Source organism: Oerskovia rustica (assembly GCF_014836555.1).
Lineage (GTDB): Bacteria > Actinomycetota > Actinomycetes > Actinomycetales > Cellulomonadaceae > Oerskovia > Oerskovia rustica.
Genome location: NZ_JACSQQ010000012.1, coordinates 62,447 through 81,693 on the forward strand (window position 1 = coordinate 62,447; position 19,247 = coordinate 81,693).

The 19,247-nt window shown below is 71.4% G+C and carries 21 protein-coding genes; 17 read left to right on the forward strand and 4 right to left on the reverse strand.

Annotated features, from left to right (window positions below):
• The first annotated feature begins 433 nt into the window (after positions 1-433).
• From infA to H9652_RS08945, 7 genes are all read left to right on the forward strand, one after another.
• Complete coding sequence (gene infA, locus H9652_RS08915) at positions 434-655, forward strand: translation initiation factor IF-1 (RefSeq protein ID WP_012867920.1); 222 nt, start codon at positions 434-436, stop codon at positions 653-655.
• Between the two features lie 85 nt (positions 656-740).
• Complete coding sequence (gene rpmJ, locus H9652_RS08920; RefSeq protein WP_009740505.1) at positions 741-854, forward strand: 50S ribosomal protein L36; 114 nt, start codon at positions 741-743, stop codon at positions 852-854.
• A 213-nt stretch (positions 855-1,067) separates the two neighbouring features.
• Entirely contained in the window at positions 1,068-1,442 is a 375-nt protein-coding gene (rpsM, locus tag H9652_RS08925; RefSeq protein ID WP_030151919.1) for a 30S ribosomal protein S13, read from the forward strand.
• Between the two features lie 103 nt (positions 1,443-1,545).
• Positions 1,546-1,950 carry a 30S ribosomal protein S11 gene (gene rpsK / locus H9652_RS08930; protein WP_030151918.1) on the forward strand — a complete coding sequence of 135 codons (405 nt, stop codon included), beginning with the start codon at positions 1,546-1,548 and terminating at the stop codon, positions 1,948-1,950.
• 154 nt (positions 1,951-2,104) lie between these two features.
• Positions 2,105-3,124 carry a DNA-directed RNA polymerase subunit alpha gene (locus tag H9652_RS08935; RefSeq protein ID WP_030151917.1) on the forward strand — a complete coding sequence of 340 codons (1,020 nt, stop codon included), beginning with the start codon at positions 2,105-2,107 and terminating at the stop codon, positions 3,122-3,124.
• Between the two features lie 56 nt (positions 3,125-3,180).
• On the forward strand, positions 3,181-3,726 hold the full coding sequence (gene rplQ, locus H9652_RS08940) for a 50S ribosomal protein L17 (RefSeq protein ID WP_191795919.1): 546 nt from the start codon (positions 3,181-3,183) through the stop codon (positions 3,724-3,726).
• Between the two features lie 262 nt (positions 3,727-3,988).
• The gene (locus H9652_RS08945; protein ID WP_191795920.1) at positions 3,989-4,711 is read left to right on the forward strand and encodes an alpha/beta fold hydrolase; all 723 of its coding nucleotides are present in this window, start codon (positions 3,989-3,991) and stop codon (positions 4,709-4,711) included.
• A gap of 1 nt (position 4,712) precedes the next feature.
• Here the strand turns inward: H9652_RS08945 and H9652_RS08950 are convergent, their stop codons facing one another.
• The gene (locus tag H9652_RS08950) at positions 4,713-5,498 is read right to left on the reverse strand and encodes an ROK family protein (protein WP_191795921.1); all 786 of its coding nucleotides are present in this window, start codon (positions 5,496-5,498) and stop codon (positions 4,713-4,715) included.
• Between the two features lie 34 nt (positions 5,499-5,532).
• Here H9652_RS08950 and H9652_RS08955 point away from each other — a divergent pair, with 34 nt between their 5' ends.
• Positions 5,533-6,441 (forward strand): tRNA pseudouridine synthase A, encoded by a 909-nt coding sequence (locus H9652_RS08955; RefSeq protein WP_191795922.1) that lies wholly within the window; start codon positions 5,533-5,535, stop codon positions 6,439-6,441.
• A gap of 3 nt (positions 6,442-6,444) precedes the next feature.
• Here the strand turns inward: H9652_RS08955 and H9652_RS08960 are convergent, their stop codons facing one another.
• Positions 6,445-6,843, reverse strand: coding sequence for a DUF5709 domain-containing protein (locus H9652_RS08960; protein ID WP_138825529.1), 399 nt, complete (start codon positions 6,841-6,843; stop codon positions 6,445-6,447).
• Positions 6,844-7,078: 235 nt separating this feature from the next.
• Between H9652_RS08960 and H9652_RS08965 the strand changes: the two genes are divergently transcribed.
• The 7 genes from H9652_RS08965 to H9652_RS08995 all read left to right on the forward strand — a co-directional run bounded on the left by H9652_RS08965 (position 7,079) and on the right by H9652_RS08995 (position 14,385).
• A complete protein-coding gene (locus tag H9652_RS08965) occupies positions 7,079-8,815 on the forward strand; it encodes an ABC-F family ATP-binding cassette domain-containing protein (protein ID WP_191795923.1) in 1,737 nt (578 codons plus the stop codon).
• Positions 8,816-8,931: 116 nt separating this feature from the next.
• On the forward strand, positions 8,932-9,891 hold the full coding sequence (gene trhO, locus H9652_RS08970) for an oxygen-dependent tRNA uridine(34) hydroxylase TrhO (RefSeq protein WP_191795924.1): 960 nt from the start codon (positions 8,932-8,934) through the stop codon (positions 9,889-9,891).
• Positions 9,892-10,156: 265 nt separating this feature from the next.
• The gene (gene rplM / locus H9652_RS08975; protein WP_030151909.1) at positions 10,157-10,600 is read left to right on the forward strand and encodes a 50S ribosomal protein L13; all 444 of its coding nucleotides are present in this window, start codon (positions 10,157-10,159) and stop codon (positions 10,598-10,600) included.
• A 46-nt stretch (positions 10,601-10,646) separates the two neighbouring features.
• Positions 10,647-11,135, forward strand: a complete 489-nt coding sequence (gene rpsI, locus H9652_RS08980; protein WP_036571959.1) for a 30S ribosomal protein S9 — start codon at positions 10,647-10,649, stop codon at positions 11,133-11,135.
• A gap of 153 nt (positions 11,136-11,288) precedes the next feature.
• The gene (gene glmM / locus H9652_RS08985; protein ID WP_191795925.1) at positions 11,289-12,653 is read left to right on the forward strand and encodes a phosphoglucosamine mutase; all 1,365 of its coding nucleotides are present in this window, start codon (positions 11,289-11,291) and stop codon (positions 12,651-12,653) included.
• On the forward strand, positions 12,650-13,333 hold the full coding sequence (locus tag H9652_RS08990) for a peptide deformylase (protein ID WP_404822008.1): 684 nt from the start codon (positions 12,650-12,652) through the stop codon (positions 13,331-13,333). The genes glmM and H9652_RS08990 overlap by 4 nt, the downstream gene beginning before the upstream one ends.
• A gap of 296 nt (positions 13,334-13,629) precedes the next feature.
• Complete coding sequence (locus H9652_RS08995) at positions 13,630-14,385, forward strand: DedA family protein (protein WP_191795926.1); 756 nt, start codon at positions 13,630-13,632, stop codon at positions 14,383-14,385.
• 10 nt (positions 14,386-14,395) lie between these two features.
• On the opposite strand, the gene coaA is transcribed toward H9652_RS08995, so the two are convergent.
• Positions 14,396-15,343, reverse strand: a complete 948-nt coding sequence (gene coaA, locus H9652_RS09000; RefSeq protein WP_191795961.1) for a type I pantothenate kinase — start codon at positions 15,341-15,343, stop codon at positions 14,396-14,398.
• Between the two features lie 205 nt (positions 15,344-15,548).
• Between coaA and glmS the strand changes: the two genes are divergently transcribed.
• Positions 15,549-17,414: a glutamine--fructose-6-phosphate transaminase (isomerizing) gene (gene glmS / locus H9652_RS09005; RefSeq protein ID WP_138825513.1), complete on the forward strand. Its 1,866-nt coding sequence runs from the start codon at positions 15,549-15,551 to the stop codon at positions 17,412-17,414.
• A gap of 198 nt (positions 17,415-17,612) precedes the next feature.
• Complete coding sequence (locus H9652_RS09010; RefSeq protein WP_138825510.1) at positions 17,613-17,963, forward strand: holo-ACP synthase; 351 nt, start codon at positions 17,613-17,615, stop codon at positions 17,961-17,963.
• Between the two features lie 142 nt (positions 17,964-18,105).
• Here the strand turns inward: H9652_RS09010 and H9652_RS09015 are convergent, their stop codons facing one another.
• On the reverse strand, positions 18,106-19,158 hold the full coding sequence (locus tag H9652_RS09015) for an LLM class F420-dependent oxidoreductase (RefSeq protein ID WP_191795927.1): 1,053 nt from the start codon (positions 19,156-19,158) through the stop codon (positions 18,106-18,108).
• Between the last annotated feature and the right edge of the window lie 89 nt (positions 19,159-19,247).

Here is a 19,247-nt window from a genome sequence, read left to right on the forward strand (position 1 = left end):
CTCCCGGCCTCATGAGGCCAGGGGCGGGCCGTCTCCGTGCCGGGCGAGCGGCGGCGTCGGGACGCCCGTGCGGGCACCTGGTGCCGCGGGCGTCGCAGGACCGTGCCAGCGGGCGGCGCAGAGGCGTCCCACGCGTGCGCAGGCATGCCGGGGCTCGTCGTCGGTCCCTGCGTCCACGACGCCGTCTGCGACGCCCTACGGGCGCCGCAGACGGTCCCCTGCGGTGCCCTCACGCGCACGTGTCCGGGGGCACACCGCCCCCGGTTCCTTCTGACGGATCGATGCCGTAGGATAGTCCGCTGGGTGTAGTCCGCGTTCCCTGTTCGAGTTCAACCGACCGGGCAGCAGGGCGGAATGCACACGACGTCCACTCACCGGTCCTCGTAGAGCACGGGTGCGTGGGAAGCAGTTCGGACGAGAGTTAGCGGAGGATATGGCAAAGAAGGACGGTGTCATCGAGATCGAGGGCAGCGTGGTCGAGGCCCTGCCGAACGCGATGTTCCGCGTGGAGCTGGCCAACGGGCACAAGGTTCTGGCTCACATCTCGGGCAAGATGCGACAGCACTACATCCGGATCCTCCCCGAGGACCGAGTGGTGGTGGAGCTGAGCCCGTACGACCTGTCCCGTGGCCGGATCGTCTACCGCTACAAGTAGTCGTCAAGAATCCACCACTCGAAACAACTGCTGCCGCAGGCCTGGGTTCGCCCGCGCGTGCGTGCGGCGGCGGAGGAACAGACTGATGAAGGTCAAGCCCAGCGTCAAGAAGATCTGCGACAAGTGCAAGGTGATCCGCCGGCACGGTCGCGTCATGGTGATCTGCGAGAACCTGCGTCACAAGCAGCGCCAGGGCTGAGTCCCCGGCGCTCCGGCGCACGGTGATGCAGGTCCGCGAGAGCGGACCGATCGCCGGCACCCTCGGGTGCCAACCAGCGCACCACCACGAACCTCACGGTCGGGCCGCACAGGCCCACTGAGGGGAACCCCCGGCTCGGAGGCCGGGGCCCGCAGCTCCGCGGGAAGATGGTGCGGTAGACCTCCGAACGAAGTAACAGGAGCCGGAAGGCACATGGCACGTCTTGTCGGCGTCGACCTCCCCCGCGAGAAGCGGCTCGAGATCGCGCTCACCTACATCTACGGCGTCGGCCGTACCCGCGCCCAGCAGACGCTGGCCGCCACCGGGATCTCCCCGGACGTTCGCGTGAAGGACCTCGGTGACACCGAGCTCGTCGCGCTGCGTGACTACCTCGAGGGCAACTACAAGCTCGAGGGTGACCTCCGCCGTGAGGTGGCTGCTGACATTCGCCGCAAGGTCGAGATCGGCTGCTACGAGGGCCTGCGTCACCGCCGCGGCCTGCCCGTCCGCGGGCAGCGCACCAAGACCAACGCGCGTACCCGCAAGGGACCCAAGCGCACCGTGGCCGGCAAGAAGAAGGCCCGCTAAGCAGTAGTCCGTGGAACGCGTGCAGCGCGCCTGAGCCTCGAGCTCACCCGCGCGGCGCACGCCGACCCGGTCCGAACACCTCAGACCAGGAGAAGATCCAGAAATGCCTCCCAAGACTCGCGCCACCGCGGCCCGCAAGCCGCGCCGCAAGGACAAGAAGAACGTCCCCCACGGCCAGGCGCACATCAAGAGCACGTTCAACAACACGATCGTGTCGATCACCGACCCGACCGGTGCCGTCATCGCCTGGGCCTCGGCCGGGCACGTCGGCTTCAAGGGCTCGCGCAAGTCGACGCCGTTCGCCGCGCAGCTCGCTGCTGAGTCCGCGGCCCGCCGCGCCCAGGAGCACGGCGTCAAGAAGGTCGACGTCTTCGTCAAGGGCCCCGGCTCCGGCCGTGAGACCGCGATCCGTTCGCTCACCGCGACGGGCCTCGAGGTCGGCTCGATCCAGGACGTGACGCCCCAGGCTCACAACGGCTGCCGCCCCCCCAAGCGTCGCCGCGTCTGATCCTCTGCTCCGCTCGTCGTCGCGCTGCCCCCGGCCCTGCCGGCCGGCGCGACGACGGGCGCAGCACCCTGGGCGGGTGGACAGAGTCCCGCCCAGGAGCACGCGTTGCCCGTGATGCGTCATATAGCGGACGCACACCGAAAGGAACACACCAGTGCTGATCGCACAGCGCCCCACCCTGACCGAAGAGGTCATCTCGGAGAACCGTTCGCGCTTCTCCATCGAGCCGCTCGAGCCTGGCTTCGGCTACACCCTCGGCAACTCGCTTCGTCGCACGCTGCTCTCGTCCATCCCGGGCGCTGCAGTGACCTCGATCCGCATCGACGGTGTCCTCCACGAGTTCACCACCGTTGCCGGTGTCAAGGAAGACGTCACCGAGATCATCCTCAACATCAAGAACCTCGTGGTCTCCTCGGAGAACGACGAGCCGGTCGTGATGTACCTGCGCAAGCAGGGTGCTGGCGCGGTCACCGCCGCGGACATCGTCCCGCCGGCGGGCGTGGAGGTCCACAACCCGGACCTGCACATCGCCACCCTCAACGACAAGGGCAAGCTCGAGATCGAGCTGACGGTCGAGCGTGGACGTGGCTACGTCTCCGCGAACCAGAACAAGTCCTTCGACGCCGAGATCGGCCGTGTTCCCGTCGACTCGATCTACTCGCCGGTCCTCAAGGTCACGTACAAGGTCGAGGCGACCCGCGTCGAGCAGCGCACCGACTTCGACAAGCTGATCGTCGACGTCGAGACGAAGCAGGCGATCTCCCCGCGCGACGCGCTGGCCTCGGCCGGCAAGACGCTCGTCGAGCTCTTCGGCCTCGCCCGTGAGCTCAACGTCGAGGCCGAGGGCATCGAGATCGGCCCGTCCCCGACGGACGCCGCGCTCGCTGCGGACCTCGCGCTCCCGATCGAGGAGCTCAACCTCACGATCCGTTCGTACAACTGCCTCAAGCGCGAGGGCATCCACCAGGTCGGCGAGCTCGTCGCTCGCAGCGAGGCAGACCTGCTGGACATCCGGAACTTCGGCGCGAAGTCCATCAACGAGGTCAAGGAGAAGCTCGCAGAGCTCGGCCTGAACCTCAAGGACTCGCCGCTGGACTTCGACCCCTCCACGGCGGACTACTACGAGGCCGACGAGGACGAGGCGACGTTCTCCGACGGGCAGCAGCAGTTCTGACCTTCCGTGCTCGCGGCTCGGCCGCACGCACGATCCACTTCTAAGGAGCAAGATCAATGCCTACCCCCACCAAGGGTCCGCGGCTCGGCGGTGGCCCGGCTCACGAGCGTCTCATCCTCGCGAACCTGTCCACGCAGCTCTTCGAGCACGGCCGCATCACGACGACCGAGACCAAGGCCAAGCGCCTGCGTCCGGTGGCCGAGCGCCTCATCACGTTCGCGAAGCGCGGTGACCTGGCGGCTCGTCGTCGCGTCATGACCGTCGTCCGCGACAAGTCCGTCGTGCACACGCTGTTCACCGAGATCGCCCCGCAGATGGCGGAGCGCAACGGTGGCTACACGCGCATCACGAAGGTCGGCAACCGCAAGGGCGACAACGCCCCCATGGCCGTCATCGAGCTCGTGACCGAGCCCGTCAGCCCCAAGCAGGCCGTCGTCCGCGAGGCCGAGAAGGCCACGAAGAAGACCAGCAAGCCCAAGGCCGCCAAGGTCGAGGACGCTCCCGTCGAGGACGCCACGATCGAGGACGCACCCGTCGTCGAGGACGCTCCCGTCGTGGAGGACGCCCCCGTCGAGGACGCCAAGGACTCGAAGGAGAAGTGATCCCGCCCCGGCTCTGCCGGACGGGTTCCTCCTGAAGGGCCCGGCCCCATCTGGTGCCGGGCCCTTCGGCGTGCCCGGCGGCGGGCGCTCGACCGCGGACGCGCGGCCACGGCAGGCCCGACGCCGGCCGCCGGTCACCCCGACGTCAGCCGCCGGTCACCCCGACGTCAGCCGCCGGTCACCCCGGCGCCGGCCGCCGGTGGTCGGTGGCCCCCGGGTGCCTGCGGTACGCCAGGCGCTGGGTGCCTCTAGATTGGTCCGTATGGGTCTGCCGGTGCTGTTCGTCCACGGTTCGCGTACGTCCCGCACGATGTGGCGGGCGCAGCTCGAGGCCATGGACCGTGCGGACATCGTGGCCGAGGCCGTGGACCTGCCGGGTCACGGCGAGCGGACGGGCGAGACGTTCACCCTCGACGGTGCCGTGGCGACCGTCTCCGGGGCTGTGGACGACCTGGGGGGCCGGGCGCTCGTCGTCGGGCTCTCGCTCGGTGGGTACGTGGGGATCGAGCACCGCGCGCGCTTTCCCGAGCAGGTCGCGGGTCTTGTCGCGGCGAGCTGTTGCACGGTGCCGGCGTCCCGGTTGCGCGTCGCCTGGCGCGTCGCGGCGGACCGTATCGAGAGGCTGCCCGACAACGGTGCGGCCCTCAACCAGGCGCTCGTGCGCAGGACCTTGCCCGCGGCCGGCGTCGAGGACATCGGTGCGGGCGGCTTCGCGCTGACGACCATGACGGCGATCCTCGACGAGGTCGGGCGCACGGAGCCCCTGGCGGCGCTGTCGGCGACGGACTCTCCCGTGTGGTTCGTCAACGGGCGGTGGGACCACTTCCGGTTCGGGGAGCGCGCCTACCTCGCGGCCGCGCACTCGGGTGGCGCGCGGGCCGAGCTCGTCGTGGTTCCGGGGGCCAAGCACCTCGTGAGCCTCGACCGGCCCGTGGCGTTCACCCGGGCCGTCCTCGCAGCCCACCACGAGCTGGACCCGTCCTAGCTCAGACGAGCGTCAGGTCCCACGCCCTGGCACCGCCCACGAGCGCCGCCGAGTTGGGGACGACCACGACGTCGTCGCCCAGGCGTTCGAGCGCGGACGGCGTGATCTGGCGCGAGTTGCCCCCGCCCAGGTAGAGCCGGTCCCACCAGAACACGGGGCGCAGTCCTTCGACGAGAGCGACGACGCGCCGTGACCAGAGGCCGTTCCCGAGCCGCCGCCGCTCGACCTCGCCGATGTACTCGTCGTACGTCGTGCCGCGCCGCACGGGCGCGTGCGACCACTCGAGGTGCGGGGCGAGGCGTCCGCCGTGGAACAGTGCCGACCCCAGCCCGGTCCCGAGCGTGAGCACGAGCTCGAGGCCCGACGCCGCGACGACACCGGCCCCGTGCACCTCCGCGTCGTTGAGGACGAGCGCAGGCATCCCGAGGCGTTCGCTCACCGCCGCCTGGACGTCGAAGCTGGCCCACTGCTCGGCCAGGGCGGGGTCGACCCTGCTGCGCGGTCCCGAGCGCGTGATGTAGTGCGGGGTGTGCACGACGACGCCGCGGCGGATCATGCCCGGCATGCCGACGGTGACGCGGACCGCGGGGGGCAGGCGGTCGGCGATCTGCGCGATGACGTCGACCAGGAGGGACGGCGGCAGGGGATAGGGCGTCGGGACCCGGACGGCGGCGGCGTGCGCGGTCCCCGCGGCATCGAGCACGTTGGCCTTGATGCCGCCCCCGCCGCAGTCCACCGCGAGGGTGCGCAGCTCGGGGGAGTCGGGGTCGGAGGAGCGTTCGGGCATGTCAGCACAGTATCGGGCGCTAGCGTAGGTGCACGTGACGAACGAGCAGCCGGTCCGTGTCCGCCTGGACCTCGCCTACCAGGGCACGGCCTTCGCCGGGTGGGCCCGCCAGCCCGGCCTGCGGACGGTCGAGGGTGCGCTCGAGGACGGGCTGGGACAGATCCTGCGGGGCGACCCGCCGCGCCTGACGGTCGCGGGCCGCACCGACGCGGGGGTCCATGCGCGGGGTCAGGTGGCGCACGTCGACCTGCCGAGGGCCGCGTGGGACGCGATGCCGGGCCGCTCGGACCGCACCCCGGGCGACGCGCTCGTCGCGCGCCTCGGGGGAGTGCTGCCGGGGGACGTCGTGGTGCACCGGGCCACGCCCGCTCCGGAGGGGTTCGACGCGCGCTTCTCGGCGCTGTACCGCAGCTACACGTTCCGCATCGTCGACGACCCTGCCCTGCGCGACCCCCTGCGCCGTGAGTGGGTCCTGTGGAACCGGAAGCCGCTCGACGCCGACGCCATGCACGAGGCGCTCCAGCCGCTGCTCGGGGTCAGGGACTTCGCGGCCTACTGCAAGCCGCGGCCGGGTGCGACCACGATCCGCGAGCTCCAGCACCTGTCGTGGGAGCGGGCGACCGACGGGCCCGACGCGGGGCTCGTCGTCGCGCACGTCCGTGCGGACGCGTTCTGCCACAACATGGTCCGTGCGCTGGTCGGCGCGTCGGTCGCCGTGGGGGAGGGGCGTCGTCCCGGCTCCGGGCCGCCCCCGGTCCTGGCGGCGCGGCGCCGGGGCGCGGGGGCCGGCGTCGTGCCGCCGCACGGCCTGGTCCTCGAGGCCGTCACGTACCCGCCCGACGACGAGCTCGCGGCCAGGGCCGAGCGCGTCCGCGCGGTCCGCATGGACGAGGACGTCTGGGACGCCGCGACCGAGGGGGCGCCGGAGGCCCGCCGGTCGTAGCGCCTACGGCTCCTCGACGATGTGGATCGCGGCCTCCTCCGCGCTCGCCGCGGCGCCGTCGATCCCGGCGTCGTCGGCGTACGTGTCGTTGACGCGGCCGTCGAGCGCGTCAGGGTCCGCCACGAGGCGGCCCGACCGCGTGGTGTCCGGCCGGTCGAGCGGGTCGGCGTCCCAGTCCTCGGGCTCCTCGTCGGCGAGGCGCTGGTCGAGCGACTCGCCGTCCTCCTCGAGGCGCTCAGGGTGCGCGTAGGTCAGGGGGGCGCGCTCGGGCGGCGCGTACCCCTCGTCGAGCACGTCGTCGACGCCGCGGTCGACCAGGGTGTCGTCGCGCTGGAGCTGGTCGGAGTCGCCCTCGGTGCCGAGGGCGGGATCGGTCCGGGTGGCGGGGGTGTCGTCGCTCATCCCTCCACACTGTCACCGGCGGGGCGTTCTCGCAGCCCGCGTGGGGCACCGGACGGGTGCTGCGCTGCCCGACGGCGGAGCGCGCCGGGGTGCGGCGGTGCGCTCGGCAGGCGGGCACCCTGGGCGGTCATACGCGTCACCGTCGGTCGGCGGGTGCGTCACCGTCGGCGGTCAGGTACGTCACCGTCGGCGAAAGGAGTCGTCAACAGGGGCCGCGGGCAGGGAGGATGAGCCCGTGGGTCACATCGACATCAGCGACATCAGCTACTTCCTGCCCGACGGGCGCCCCCTCCTCGCCGGGGCGACCCTGCGCGTCGCGGACGGGGCCAAGGTCGCGCTCGTCGGGCCCAACGGCGCCGGCAAGACGACGCTCCTGCGCATCGTCGCGGGCGACCTGTCCGCCCACGGGGGCACCGTGGGGCGCAGCGGCGGGCTCGGCGTGATGCGCCAGTTCGTCGGCCGGATCGACGACGAGCGCACGGTCCGCGACCTGCTCGTCGACCTCGCGCAGCCCTCGATCCGCGACGCCGCGCGCGAGCTCGCCGCGGCCGAGCTCGACATCATGACGGTCGACGACACCCCGTCCCAGATGCGCTACGCCCAGGCGCTCGCCGACTGGGCCGACGCCCGTGGGTACGAGGCAGAGGCCGAGTGGGACAAGGTCACCGACGAGGTCCTGTCGATCCCGTTCGAGCAGGCGCAGTTCCGCGAGGTCCGCACGCTGTCCGGCGGCGAGCAGAAGCGACTGGTGCTCACGGCGCTGTTCCGGGGGCCCGAGGAGGTCCTGCTCCTCGACGAGCCGGACAACTACCTCGACGTGCCGACCAAGCGCTGGCTCGAGGAGAAGCTCGCGGCCTCGCCCAAGACGGTGCTGTTCATCAGCCACGACCGCGAGCTCCTGGCGCGGACCGCGACCCAGGTCGCGACCGTCGAGCCCACGGCCGCGGGTGGGACGATCTGGGTGCACGGCGGCGGCTTCGGCACCTATGCCGAGGCCCGCGCCGACCGCCGCAGCCGGCTCGAGGAGCTCCTGCGTCGTTGGGAGGAGGAGCACGCCAAGCTCAAGGACCTCGTCAACACCCTCAAGAACAAGGCGGCCTTCAACGACGGGCTCGCGAGCCGCTACCAGGCCGCCCAGACGCGCCTGCGCAAGTTCGAGGAGGCCGGGCCGCCGCAGGTCCTGGCGCACGAGCAGAACGTCAAGGTCCGCCTCACGGGCGGGCGCACGGCCAAGCGGGCCGTGACGTGCGAGCAGCTCGAGCTGACCGGGCTCATGGAGCCGTTCGACCTCGAGGTCTTCTTCGGGGAGCGCGTCGCGATCCTGGGGTCCAACGGTTCGGGCAAGTCGCACTTCATGCGGCTCCTGGCTCGCGGCGGGTCGGACCCGGACCTCGAGCACCGTCCGGTCTACGAAAACGCCGAGAACGCCGTGGGCGCCGTGGGCACATCTGGTGCTTCGGGCGAGGTAGCAGTCGTCCCACCCGTGGCGCACACGGGCCGGGCCGCGCTCGGCTCGCGCGTGCGCCCCGGGTGGTTCGCGCAGAACCACGCGCACCCCGAGTTCGAGGGCCGGACGCTGCTCGAGATCCTGCACCGCGGCGACGGCGCGCGCTCGGGCATGGGCCGGGAGCCGGCGAGCAAGGCGCTCGACCGCTACGAGCTCGTCGGTCAGGCCGAGCAGCGTTTCGAGACGCTGTCCGGCGGGCAGCAGGCGCGCTTCCAGATCCTGCTGCTCGAGCTCGGGGGAGCGACGCTCCTGCTGCTCGACGAGCCCACGGACAACCTCGACCTGCACTCGGCCGAGGCGCTCGAGTCGGGGCTCGCGGCGTTCGAGGGCACGGTTCTGGCCGTCACGCACGACCGGTGGTTCGCGCGCGGCTTCGACCGGTTCGTGGTGTTCGGCTCGGACGGGCGGGTCGTCGAGACACCCGAGCCGGTCTGGGACGTCGAGCGGGTCAAGCGTCAGCGGTGACCGGCAGGTGCCGGACCGGCCGGCCCGCGGCGAGTGGGCGGTGAGGAAGACCACACGCACGGCGGCGGGCCGGTAGCACGACCTGCGCGCCGCCGTCGGGCTCCTAAAATGGAGCAATGGCCGTCCCCAAGATCATCCTCTTCTACGCCTTCACACCGCTCGCCGACCCGCGCGCGGTGCAGCTGTGGCAACGCTCCCTCGGGGAGCAGTGGGGGCTGACGGGACGCGTCATCGTCTCCGAGCACGGCATCAACGCGACGCTGGGCGGGACGGTCGAGAACCTCAAGCAGTACGTCAAGACCACCAAGCAGTACCCGGGGTTCGCGGAGATCGACGTCAAGTGGTCGGACGGCACGGGCCGTGACTTCCCGCGCCTGTCGGTCAAGGTGCGCCCCGAGCTCGTGAGCTTCGGCGCGGCCGACGAGCTCACGGTCGACCAGGACGGCGTGGTCGCCGGCGGCGCACGCCTCGACCCCGAGGCCCTGCACGAGCTCGTGGCCGAGCGCGGCGACGACGTCGTGTTCTTCGACGGCCGCAACGCGTTCGAGGCCGCGATCGGCAGGTTCCGCGGCGCCGTCGTGCCGGCGGTCGAGACGACCCGCGACTTCGTGGCCGAGCTCGACTCGGGCGCGTACGACGACCTCAAGGGCCGCCCCGTCGTGACCTACTGCACGGGCGGCGTGCGCTGCGAGGTCCTGTCCTCGCTCATGCTCGCGCGCGGCTTCGAGGAGGTCTACCAGCTCGACGGCGGGATCGTGCGCTACGGCGAGACGTTCGGCGACCAAGGGCTGTGGGAAGGGTCGCTCTACGTGTTCGACGAGCGCATGCACGTCGAGTTCGGGACCGAGACCGTCCCGCTCGGCGCGTGCAGCGAGTGCGGCGGCGCGACCGCCAAGTACGAGAACTGCGTCGACCCGGGCTGCCAGACGCTGCGCCTGTTCTGCGCCGACTGCGCGGGCGTCGCGCGCACGCTCCAGTGCGACGCGTGCGCCGACCTGCGCCCCGGCGCGTATCCTCGTCCTCGGGAAGGCGCGTCCATCGGCCTCTCCCGCGACAACCACCGGGCAACCGCCTGAACCGGCGCTCTGGCGCCCGTGCGTGCGCCGTCGGGCACGCTGCTCACCGAGGTCGACATCACCCTCGGTGTGACGCAGCATGTTTTGACCCTGCATGGGCCGTCCAGGTAGTCTGTTGAGTCGTTGTGCTTCCCCTTCGGTATCTCGTCACTTGTGCGCCCACTCGCTCCGTGACCTGGACACCTGTCAACCGAAGGCCAAACGACTTGTCGGACGCAGGCTCCTGCGCCGAAGACACCGAAGACACGAAACGAAGGCTACGACCGTGCGTACGTACACCCCGAAGCCCGGCGACGTCCAGCGTGACTGGTACGTCATCGACGCGACCGACGTCGTCCTGGGCCGTCTCGCCACCCACGTGGCGACCCTGCTCCGTGGCAAGCACAAGGCCACCTTTGCTCCGCACGTCGACGGCGGTGACTTCGTCATCGTCATCAACGCCGGCAAGGTCGCCCTGACCGGCAACAAGCGCGAGCAGAAGCTTGCCTACACCCACTCCGGTTACCCGGGTGGTCTTCGGGCGGTCGCGTACAGCGACCTGCTGGAGAAGCACCCCGAGCGTGCTGTGGAGAAGGCCGTCCGCGGCATGATCCCCAAGACCTCGCTCGGCCGCGCCCAGTTCGGCAAGCTCAAGGTCTACGCAGGCTCTGAGCACCCGCACGCCGCGCAGCAGCCGAAGACTTTCGAGATCACCCAGGTCGCGCAGTAGGCTCCGCCTGCTCGTAGACGAGAACTTAGGACGCGAGGACACACCAGTGGCCGAGACCACCGTCGACATCGACGTGCTGGACGAAGAGACCCCCAGCAACTACACCTCTGAGAGCGCAGCCCCCACGGGCCGTGGCCAGAGCATCACCGCCCCCGCGCAGGCCCTGGGCCGTCGCAAGGAGGCCATCGCCCGCGTGCGCCTGGTGCCCGGCACCGGCCAGTGGAAGATCAACGGCCGCACCCTCGAGGGGTACTTCCCCAACAAGGTGCACCAGCAGCTCGTGAACTCCCCGCTGAAGCTGGTCGACGTCGAGGGTCGTTTCGACGTCATCGCCCGCATCAACGGTGGCGGCACGTCCGGCCAGGCCGGCGCCCTGCGCCTCGGCATCGCCCGTGCGCTCAACGAGGTCGACGCCGAGCACAACCGCCCGGCGCTCAAGAAGGCCGGCTTCCTGACTCGCGACGCACGCGTCGTCGAGCGCAAGAAGGCCGGGCTCAAGAAGGCCCGTAAGGCTCCGCAGTACTCCAAGCGCTGATCCAGCGCTTGCGCACGACGGCCCCGGTGGACACAGTCCACCGGGGCCGTCGTCTTTTGTCAGGGATGCTGACGAGCGACCGGACCGGTCGGCTCGCAGCGGGGGCGGGGCAGGCCCTGGGGCCTGTACCGTCCCGTTGAGGGAGGAAAACTCATGGGACGACTGTTCGGCACCGACGGCGTGCGGGGGCTGGCGAACAGGGACGTCACGGCCGAGCTCGCGCTCGGCCTGGGCGTGGCTGCTGCGAACGTGCTGGGACGCACCGGGCAACCCGACGGGCACCGCCCGCGAGCCGTGATCGGCAGGGACCCCCGGGCCTCGGGCGAGTTCCTGGGCGCCGCGGTGACCGCGGGCCTCGCGAGCGCAGGCGTCAACGTGCTCGACGTCGGCGTCCTGCCGACCCCGGCCGTCGCGTTCCTCACGAGCACGCTCGACGTCGACTTCGGCGTCATGATCTCGGCCTCGCACAACCCGATGGCCGACAACGGCATCAAGTTCCTGGCCCGTGGTGGCATCAAGCTCGAGGACTCGCTCGAGGACGAGATGGAGCGCCAGCTCCACGCCGAGTGGGACCGTCCGCTCGGCGCCGAGGTCGGTCGAGTGCGCCGCGACACCGGGAGCGCCGGGGCCGACTACGTCGAGCACCTCATCTCGAGCATCGGTGCGACGGGCGACGCCCTGCCCCTCTCCGGCCTGCGGATCGCGGTCGACTGCGCGAACGGCGCCGCGAGCGACGTGGGCCCGGCGGCGCTGCGCGCGGCGGGTGCCGACGTCGTCGTGATGAACGCGAGCCCCGACGGGCGCAACATCAACGAGAAGTGCGGGTCCAACCATCCCGAGCAGCTCCAGGCCGTCGTCGTGGCGTCCGAGGCCGACTTCGGCGTGGCGTTCGACGGCGACGCCGACCGCTGCATCGCGGTCGACCACCGCGGGGTCCTGGTGGACGGCGACCAGATCATGGGGGTGCTCGCCCTCGCCGAGAAGGAGAAGGGCCGCCTCGCCGACGACACCCTCGTGGTGACCGTCATGAGCAACCTCGGACTGATCCTCGCGATGCGCGACGCCGGGATCCGCACCGTCCAGACGGGGGTCGGCGACCGCTACGTGCTCGAGGAGATGCGCGCCAAGGGCTACACGCTCGGTGGCGAGCAGTCCGGGCACATCATCCTGTCCCAGTTCGCGACGACGGGGGACGGCGTGCTGACCGCGCTCCAGCTCGCCGCGCGCATCCAGCAGTCGGGCGCCAAGCTGGCCGACCTCGCGGGCGCCGTGCCGAAGCTGCCCCAGACGCTGCTCAACGTGCGCGGCGTGGACAAGGCCCGGGCTGCGACCGACGAGGTGCTCCAGGAGGCCGTCGCGGCCGCCGAGGCGCGTCTGGGGGAGACGGGGCGCGTCGTCCTGCGCTCCTCGGGCACCGAGCCGCTCGTGCGGGTCATGGTCGAGGCCGCGACGCAGGCCACGGCCGACGCCGTCGCCGAATCCCTCGCGGGCGTCGTCCGGGACCGGCTGGCCCTGTGACGGCTCGACCTGCTGCCGGGACGGGGGCCGGTTTCGCCGGTCCCGTCGACGAGCTGCTGAGGGACCAGGTCGCGGAGCACCTCGCGCGGTACGACGACGGCGTGCTCCCCATCGTGCAGGCCGGGCACCCCGTCCTGCGACGTCCCGCCGCGCCCTACACCGGACAGCTCGGGGACCTCTTCCCCCGACTGGTCGAGGCGATGCGCACGACCATGCACGCGGCCCCGGGGGTCGGGCTCGCCGCCCCCCAGATCGGGCTCGGGCTCGCGGTCGCCGTGGTCCAGGACGCCGGCGTCACCGACCCCGAGGACGCGGACCTGCGGGAGCGGTACCCCGTGCCGTTCCGGGTGCTCGTCAACCCGTCCTACGCGCCGGTGGGGGACGAGCAGCGAGCCTTCTTCGAGGGCTGCCTGAGCGTCAGTGGGTGGCAGGCCGTCGTCGCGCGGCACCGGTCGGTACGCCTGACCGGGCAGGACGAGCTCGGCGGACAGGTGGACGACGTCCTGACGGGGTGGCCCGCGAGGATCGTCCAGCACGAGACCGACCACCTGCGGGGCGAGCTCTACCTCGACCACGCGGAGCTGCGGTCGCTCGCCTCGAACGACAACATGATGCGGTTCTGGGGCGGCACCCCGGACCCCGCCGAGGCGTCAGAGGTCCTGGGTTTCCGGCTGCCCTGACGTCGCGGGGACCTGGGCCCGGACCCCATGGCCCGGGAGCGCGGAACACATCGTCCGGAGGACGTCACAGCATCCCTCCGGGGGACCTCCCTAGGGGTGGATCTCCTTCCGGAGGATGACGTGACCGGCCTGACGATCCGGCAGAATCGTCCTCGGAAGGTGGGGGTCGACATCAGGGCAGACTGGGGGGTTTCCCCGATGGTGTCGGGCCTCCGTATCCGTAGGCTGGTCACAGGCGTCGCCACGACGTCTGTGACCAGCCTGGTCCGCCCCGCCAGCCGACGAACAGAGGACCCGTGATCGAGGCCGTTTCGACCTTCTTGGAGAACCTGGAGATCTGGGTCCTCGCACTCGCGGCGTCCGCATGGATTTACCCCGCCCTGTACGCCTTCGCGACGATCGACGGCTTCTTCCCGCCGATCCCGAGCGAGTCCGTGGTCATCACGCTCGCCGTCGCGGCCAGCGCCTCGGGGAACCCGAACCTCCTGCTCGTCCTGGTCATCGCCGCGGCGGGAGCCTGGACGGGCGACCAGATCGCCTACTCGTTGGGCCGCGGGATCGGCACCGAACGCATCCGCTTCCTCCGGACCGTCCGAGGACGCAAGGCCGTCGCCTGGGCCGACCAGGCGCTCAAGGCCCGCGGCGCCGCCTTCATCCTGGCGGCGCGCTACGTCCCGATCGGCCGTGTCGCGGTCAACATGACCGCAGGTGCCGTGGGGTACCCGCGCCGCCGCTTCATGGCCTACTCGGGCCTGGCGGCCGTGACCTGGGCCCTCTACTCCGTGCTCATCGGCCTCGTCGCGGCACAGTGGCTCGGGCACCAGCCGCTGCTCGCCATGGTCATCGGCGTCGTGATGGGAGTGCTGTCCGGCGTGATCGTCGACCGGATCATGAACAGCATGGCCCGCAGGCGCCGAGCCCGGGAAGCGGTCCGAGAGGCCACCCAGGACGCAGCGGGGGCGACCTCGATCCACGGCGAGGCGGCCGCCCGGCCGGTGGCGACGTCGTCGGGCGTCGAGGGCGACCAGGACGCCGTCCGCCGCGCCTCCTGACCGCCCCCGCTCACACCTTGCGCAGGCGGGCGCGCTGGACCGAGTGGTCCGATCCCTTCGTCAGCACGAGCGTCGCGCGACCTCGCGTCGGCAGGATGTTCTCCTCGAGGTTCGGCGCGTTGATCGAGTCCCAGATCGACTTGGCCTTCTCGACGGCCTCCTCGTCCGTGAGGGTCGCGTAGCGCTTGAAGTACGACTCGGGGCGGGCGAACGCCGTCCGGCGCAGCGACAGGAACCGGTCCACGTACCACTGGCGGATGTTGCGCGTACGCGCGTCGACGTAGATCGAGAAGTCGAAGAAGTCGCTCACCGCGACCGCCTGATCGTCGGACGGCCCCGGGCGGGCCGGCTGGAGGACGTTGAGGCCCTCCACGATCAGGACGTCCGGTCTGCGGACGACGGTCTCGGCCCCCGGGACGATGTCGTAGGTCAGGTGGTCGTAGACCGGGCTGCGGACCTCGGGTGCGCCCGCCTTGACGCGGGACAGGAACCGGACGAGTGCGCGCCGGTCGTACGACTCGGGAAACCCCTTGCGCTCCATGAGGCCGCGACGGGCGAGCTCGGCGTTCGGGTACAGGAAGCCGTCCGTCGTGAGGAGCTCGACCCGAGGCGTCTCGGGCCAGCGAGCGAGCATCTCGCGCAGGATGCGCGACGTCGTCGACTTGCCCACCGCGACCGACCCCGCGACCCCGATCACGTACGGCGTGCGGGTCGAGTTCTCGCGCAGGAACGTCGAGGTGGCCTCGTGCAGGCCGCTCGTCGCCGTCACGTAGAGGTTGAGCAGCCGCGAGATGGGGCGGTAGATCGCGTCGACCTCCGCCAGGTCGATCGGGTCGCCCAGCCCGCGGAGCTTGACGACGTCGGCGTCCGTCAGCGGCAGCGGCGTCGACTCGGAGAGCCTGCTCCACGCCGCGCGATCCAGGTCGACGTACGGGGACGACGTCGAGAGGTCGGGCAGGCGTCCGGAACCGGGCGAGGCGTCCTGATCGGTCGCGGGAGCACCCTCGAGCGGAGGGACGGGCAGGTCGGAGGAAGGAACCACTCGGACGATTCTGCCGGACGCCGAGCCGCACCGTGAACACGAACAGGCCGGACCACTAACAAAGAACCGCGAGATGTCGCGGCTGCGAAGGCCCCAGAACGTCCGGCTAGACTCCGAAACCATGTGTGGAATCGTGGGTTACGCAGGCCCCCTTGAAGCGTCGGGGCGACCCCTCGACGTCGTCCTCGAAGGACTCGGCAGGCTCGAGTACCGCGGCTACGACTCGGCCGGGGTCGCGCTCGTCGCGCCCGACCGGACGGACGTCGCGACGGCCAAGAAGTCCGGGAAGCTCGTCAAGCTCGTCGACGAGCTCCAGTCTCGTCCGCTGCCCGCGGCCTCCGCGGCGATCGGGCACACGCGGTGGGCCACGCACGGCGCGCCGAACGACACCAACGCGCACCCGCACGTCGCGGACGAGGGCCGCCTCGCCGTGATCCACAACGGGATCGTCGAGAACTTTGCCGTCCTCAAGGAGGAGCTGCTCGCCGACGGCGCGACCTTCCTCTCCGAGACGGACACCGAGGTCGCGGCCCAGCTCCTCGCCCGCGCGTACCGCCGCACCGGGGACCTGACCGAGGCGATGGCCTACGTCGCGCGCCAGCTCGAAGGCACGTTCACCCTGCTCGCCGTCCACGCGGACGCCCCGACCACCGTCGTCGGCGCCCGGCACGACTCGCCGCTCGTCGTCGGGCTCGGAGACGGCGAGAACTTCCTCGGCTCCGACGTCGCCGCGTTCATCGCGTCGACCAAGGACGCGCTCGAGCTCGGCCAGGACCAGATCGTCACCATCACCCCCGACAGCGTCGAGGTCGTCGACTTCCACGGCAAGCCCGCCGAGGCGACGCGCTTCACGGTCGACTGGGACGCGGCCGCGGCGGAGAAGGGCGGCTTCACGTCCTTCATGGACAAGGAGATCCACGACCAGCCGCAGGCCGTCGCGGACACCCTGCTCGGACGCACCGACGCCGAGGGACGCCTGGTCCTCGACGACCTGCGCATCGACGAGGCCGTGCTGCGGACCGTCGACAAGATCATCGTCGTGGCGTGCGGCACGGCCGCCTACTCCGGGCACGTCGCCAAGTACGCGATCGAGCACTGGTGCCGCATCCCCGTCGAGGTCGAGCTCGCGCACGAGTTCCGGTATCGCGACCCGATCGTGAACGAGAAGACGCTCGTCGTCGCCGTCACGCAGTCCGGCGAGACCATGGACACCCTCATGGCCGTGCGCCACGCCCGTGAGCAGGGCGCCAAGGTCATCTCGATCGTCAACACGCACGGGTCGACCATCCCGCGCGAGTCCGACGCCGTCCTGTACACGCATGCCGGGCCCGAGATCGCCGTCGCCTCGACCAAGGCGTTCCTGTCGCAGATCACCGCGGCCTACCTCCTGGGCCTCTACCTCGCGCAGCTGCGCGGCAACAAGTTCCCCGACGAGATCCGCGAGATCCTCGACGACCTGCGCGAGATGCCGCGCAAGATCCAGACCGTCATCGAGCGCGGCGAGTACGTCAGCGCCGTGGCCCGCTCCATGAAGGACGCGAAGTCGGTGCTCTTCCTGGGGCGCCACGTCGGGTTCCCCGTCGCCCTCGAGGGTGCGCTCAAGCTCAAGGAGCTCGCCTACATCCACGCCGAGGGCTTCGCCGCGGGCGAGCTCAAGCACGGGCCCATCGCGCTCATCGACGAGGGACAGCCGGTCTTCGTCGTCGTGCCGTCGCCGCGCGGACGCGACTCGCTGCACTCCAAGGTCGTCTCCAACATCCAGGAGATCCGCGCCCGCGGCGCACGCACGCTCGTGATCGCCGAGGACGGCGACGACGCGGTGCTGCCGTACGCCGACGAGATCTTCTGGATCCCGCAGTCGCCCACGCTGCTCTCGCCGCTGCTCGCGGTCGTCCCGCTGCAGATCTTCGCCATGGCCCTCGCCACGGCCAAGGGGCTCGACGTCGACCAGCCGCGCAACCTCGCGAAGTCGGTCACGGTCGAGTAGCCGACCGTCCCGCTCTCCGACCGAAGCCCGCCGTGCCCTCGCACGGCGGGCTTCCGTCGTCCAGGGCTGGCCGGGGCCGGGGCCGGGGCCGGGCCTTGCCGCCGGGCGCCGTGCGAGGTGTGCCGGGCCTGCGCACCCGGCCGTCCGCCAGGTTCTCGCGGCCGTCGGTACGCCCGGGCCAGCGCATAGGGTGAGCGCATGATCATCGGGGTGGGTATCGACGTGGTGGACGTCGCGCGGTTCATGGACACGCTCGAACGGACGCCGCGCCTGCGCGAGAAGCTGTTCACCCCGGCCGAGCGGGACCTGCCCGCCTCGTCGCTCGCGGCCCGGTTCGCCGCCAAGGAGGCCATCGCGAAGGCGCTCGGTGCACCCGGCGGCATGCGCTGGCAGGACGCGACGGTGCACCGCGTCGTCGGGGGAGCGCCCCAGGTCGAGATCACGGGGACGGTCCAGGCACGGGCGACGGAGCTGGGGATCGCGACCTTCCACCTGTCGATCTCGCACGACGCCGGGATCGCGTCGGCCATGGTGGTCGCAGAAGGCTGAGGGGGTCCGCCGTCGAGCATGCGGTTCGTGTCGGTCGAGCATGCGGTGGGCGTCGCGCAACGCGTCGAGACGAACGCCGACCGCATGCTCGGCACCGGGCCCGCGCACCGGGCCCGCCCACCGGGACGGGCCAGGGAGCGGCTCAGCCCTGCAGGGCCGGGATCACCTCGCGCTCGAACAGCTCGATGCCGGTGCGGTCGTACGCGGCCTCGGCGAAGTACGTGATCGCGTACGTCATGCCCGCGCCCTCGAGCTTCTGCAGGTTCTCGACGATCTGCTCGGGCGTGCCGACGAGCGGTCCCGAGCGGAAGTCGGCCACGGTCTCCTCGGCCTTCGCGGGGACGGTCTTGGCGTAGTGCTCGCCGATCCACCGGAGGCGGTCCTCGACGTCGGCCTCGGTCGCCCCGATGACCACGTTGTAGTTGGACGAGCGCGTGATCTCGTCGAACGGGCGCCCGATCGCCTCGCAGTGCCCGCGCAGCACCTCCGACTTGTGCGTGAAACCCTCGAGCCGGCCGTCGAAGTTCGTGTACTGCGCGTGCCGGGCCGCGATGCGCAGCGTCTTCTTCTCGCCGCCTCCCGCGATCCACAGCGGGATGCTCGGTGCGCCGGCGCCCTCCGGTCCCACGCCGTCGAGGACCTGGAGCGGCTGCGGGTGGCACAGCGCGCCGTCGACCTGGAAGTACGTGCCGTCGAGCGTCGCCGAGCCCGTGCGCCACATCTGCTCCATGACCTGCACGCCCTCGTCGAGCGCTCCCAGGCGCGCACCGGCTCCCGGGAAGCCGTAGCCGTACGCACGCCACTCGTGCTCGTACCAGCCGGCGCCGATGCCCATCTCGGTGCGGCCACCGCTCACGATGTCGACGGTCGCCGCGACCTTCGCGAGGTAGGCGGGGTTGCGGTACGCGATGCACGTGCACATCTGGCCCAGGCGCACGCGCTCGGTCGAGGCGGCGAACGCGGCCATGAGCGTCCACGCCTCGTGCGTGGCCTCGCCCGTGGGTTCGGGCACGGTGTGGAAGTGGTCGTAGACCCACGCCGACTCCCACGCGTGGCGCGCGCCCGGGAGGCGCTCGCCGGCGAGCGCGGTGTCCGCGTGGCGCGCGAGGGAGCGCATGGTCTCCCACTGCTCGGAAGGGTCGATGCCGACGAGGTCCTGACGCCAGCCTTGCGGGATGAAGAGTCCGAATCGCATGGTCGCCAATCTAGCCCGGCGGGTCGGGGGCGCGTCGTGCCGGGTGCACCGGTGGTCCGGCGGGGAGCGTGGCAGCGGGGCAGGATGGG

What these genes read in the sequence shown, in the direction of transcription:
- infA (WP_012867920.1), top strand. Translation starts at nt 434, where the DNA reads ATGGCAAAGAAGGACGGTGTCATCGAGATCGAGGGCAGCGTGGTCGAG.
- rpmJ (WP_009740505.1), top strand. Translation starts at nt 741, where the DNA reads ATGAAGGTCAAGCCCAGCGTCAAGAAGATCTGCGACAAGTGCAAGGTG.
- rpsM (WP_030151919.1), top strand. Translation starts at nt 1,068, where the DNA reads ATGGCACGTCTTGTCGGCGTCGACCTCCCCCGCGAGAAGCGGCTCGAG.
- rpsK (WP_030151918.1), top strand. Translation starts at nt 1,546, where the DNA reads ATGCCTCCCAAGACTCGCGCCACCGCGGCCCGCAAGCCGCGCCGCAAG.
- rplQ (WP_191795919.1), top strand. Translation starts at nt 3,181, where the DNA reads ATGCCTACCCCCACCAAGGGTCCGCGGCTCGGCGGTGGCCCGGCTCAC.
- H9652_RS08945 (WP_191795920.1), top strand. Translation starts at nt 3,989, where the DNA reads ATGGGTCTGCCGGTGCTGTTCGTCCACGGTTCGCGTACGTCCCGCACG.
- H9652_RS08950 (WP_191795921.1), bottom strand. Translation starts at nt 5,498, where the DNA reads ATGCCCGAACGCTCCTCCGACCCCGACTCCCCCGAGCTGCGCACCCTC.
- H9652_RS08960 (WP_138825529.1), bottom strand. Translation starts at nt 6,843, where the DNA reads ATGAGCGACGACACCCCCGCCACCCGGACCGATCCCGCCCTCGGCACC.
- trhO (WP_191795924.1), top strand. Translation starts at nt 8,932, where the DNA reads ATGGCCGTCCCCAAGATCATCCTCTTCTACGCCTTCACACCGCTCGCC.
- glmM (WP_191795925.1), top strand. Translation starts at nt 11,289, where the DNA reads ATGGGACGACTGTTCGGCACCGACGGCGTGCGGGGGCTGGCGAACAGG.
- glmS (WP_138825513.1), top strand. Translation starts at nt 15,549, where the DNA reads ATGTGTGGAATCGTGGGTTACGCAGGCCCCCTTGAAGCGTCGGGGCGA.
- H9652_RS09010 (WP_138825510.1), top strand. Translation starts at nt 17,613, where the DNA reads ATGATCATCGGGGTGGGTATCGACGTGGTGGACGTCGCGCGGTTCATG.
- H9652_RS09015 (WP_191795927.1), bottom strand. Translation starts at nt 19,158, where the DNA reads ATGCGATTCGGACTCTTCATCCCGCAAGGCTGGCGTCAGGACCTCGTC.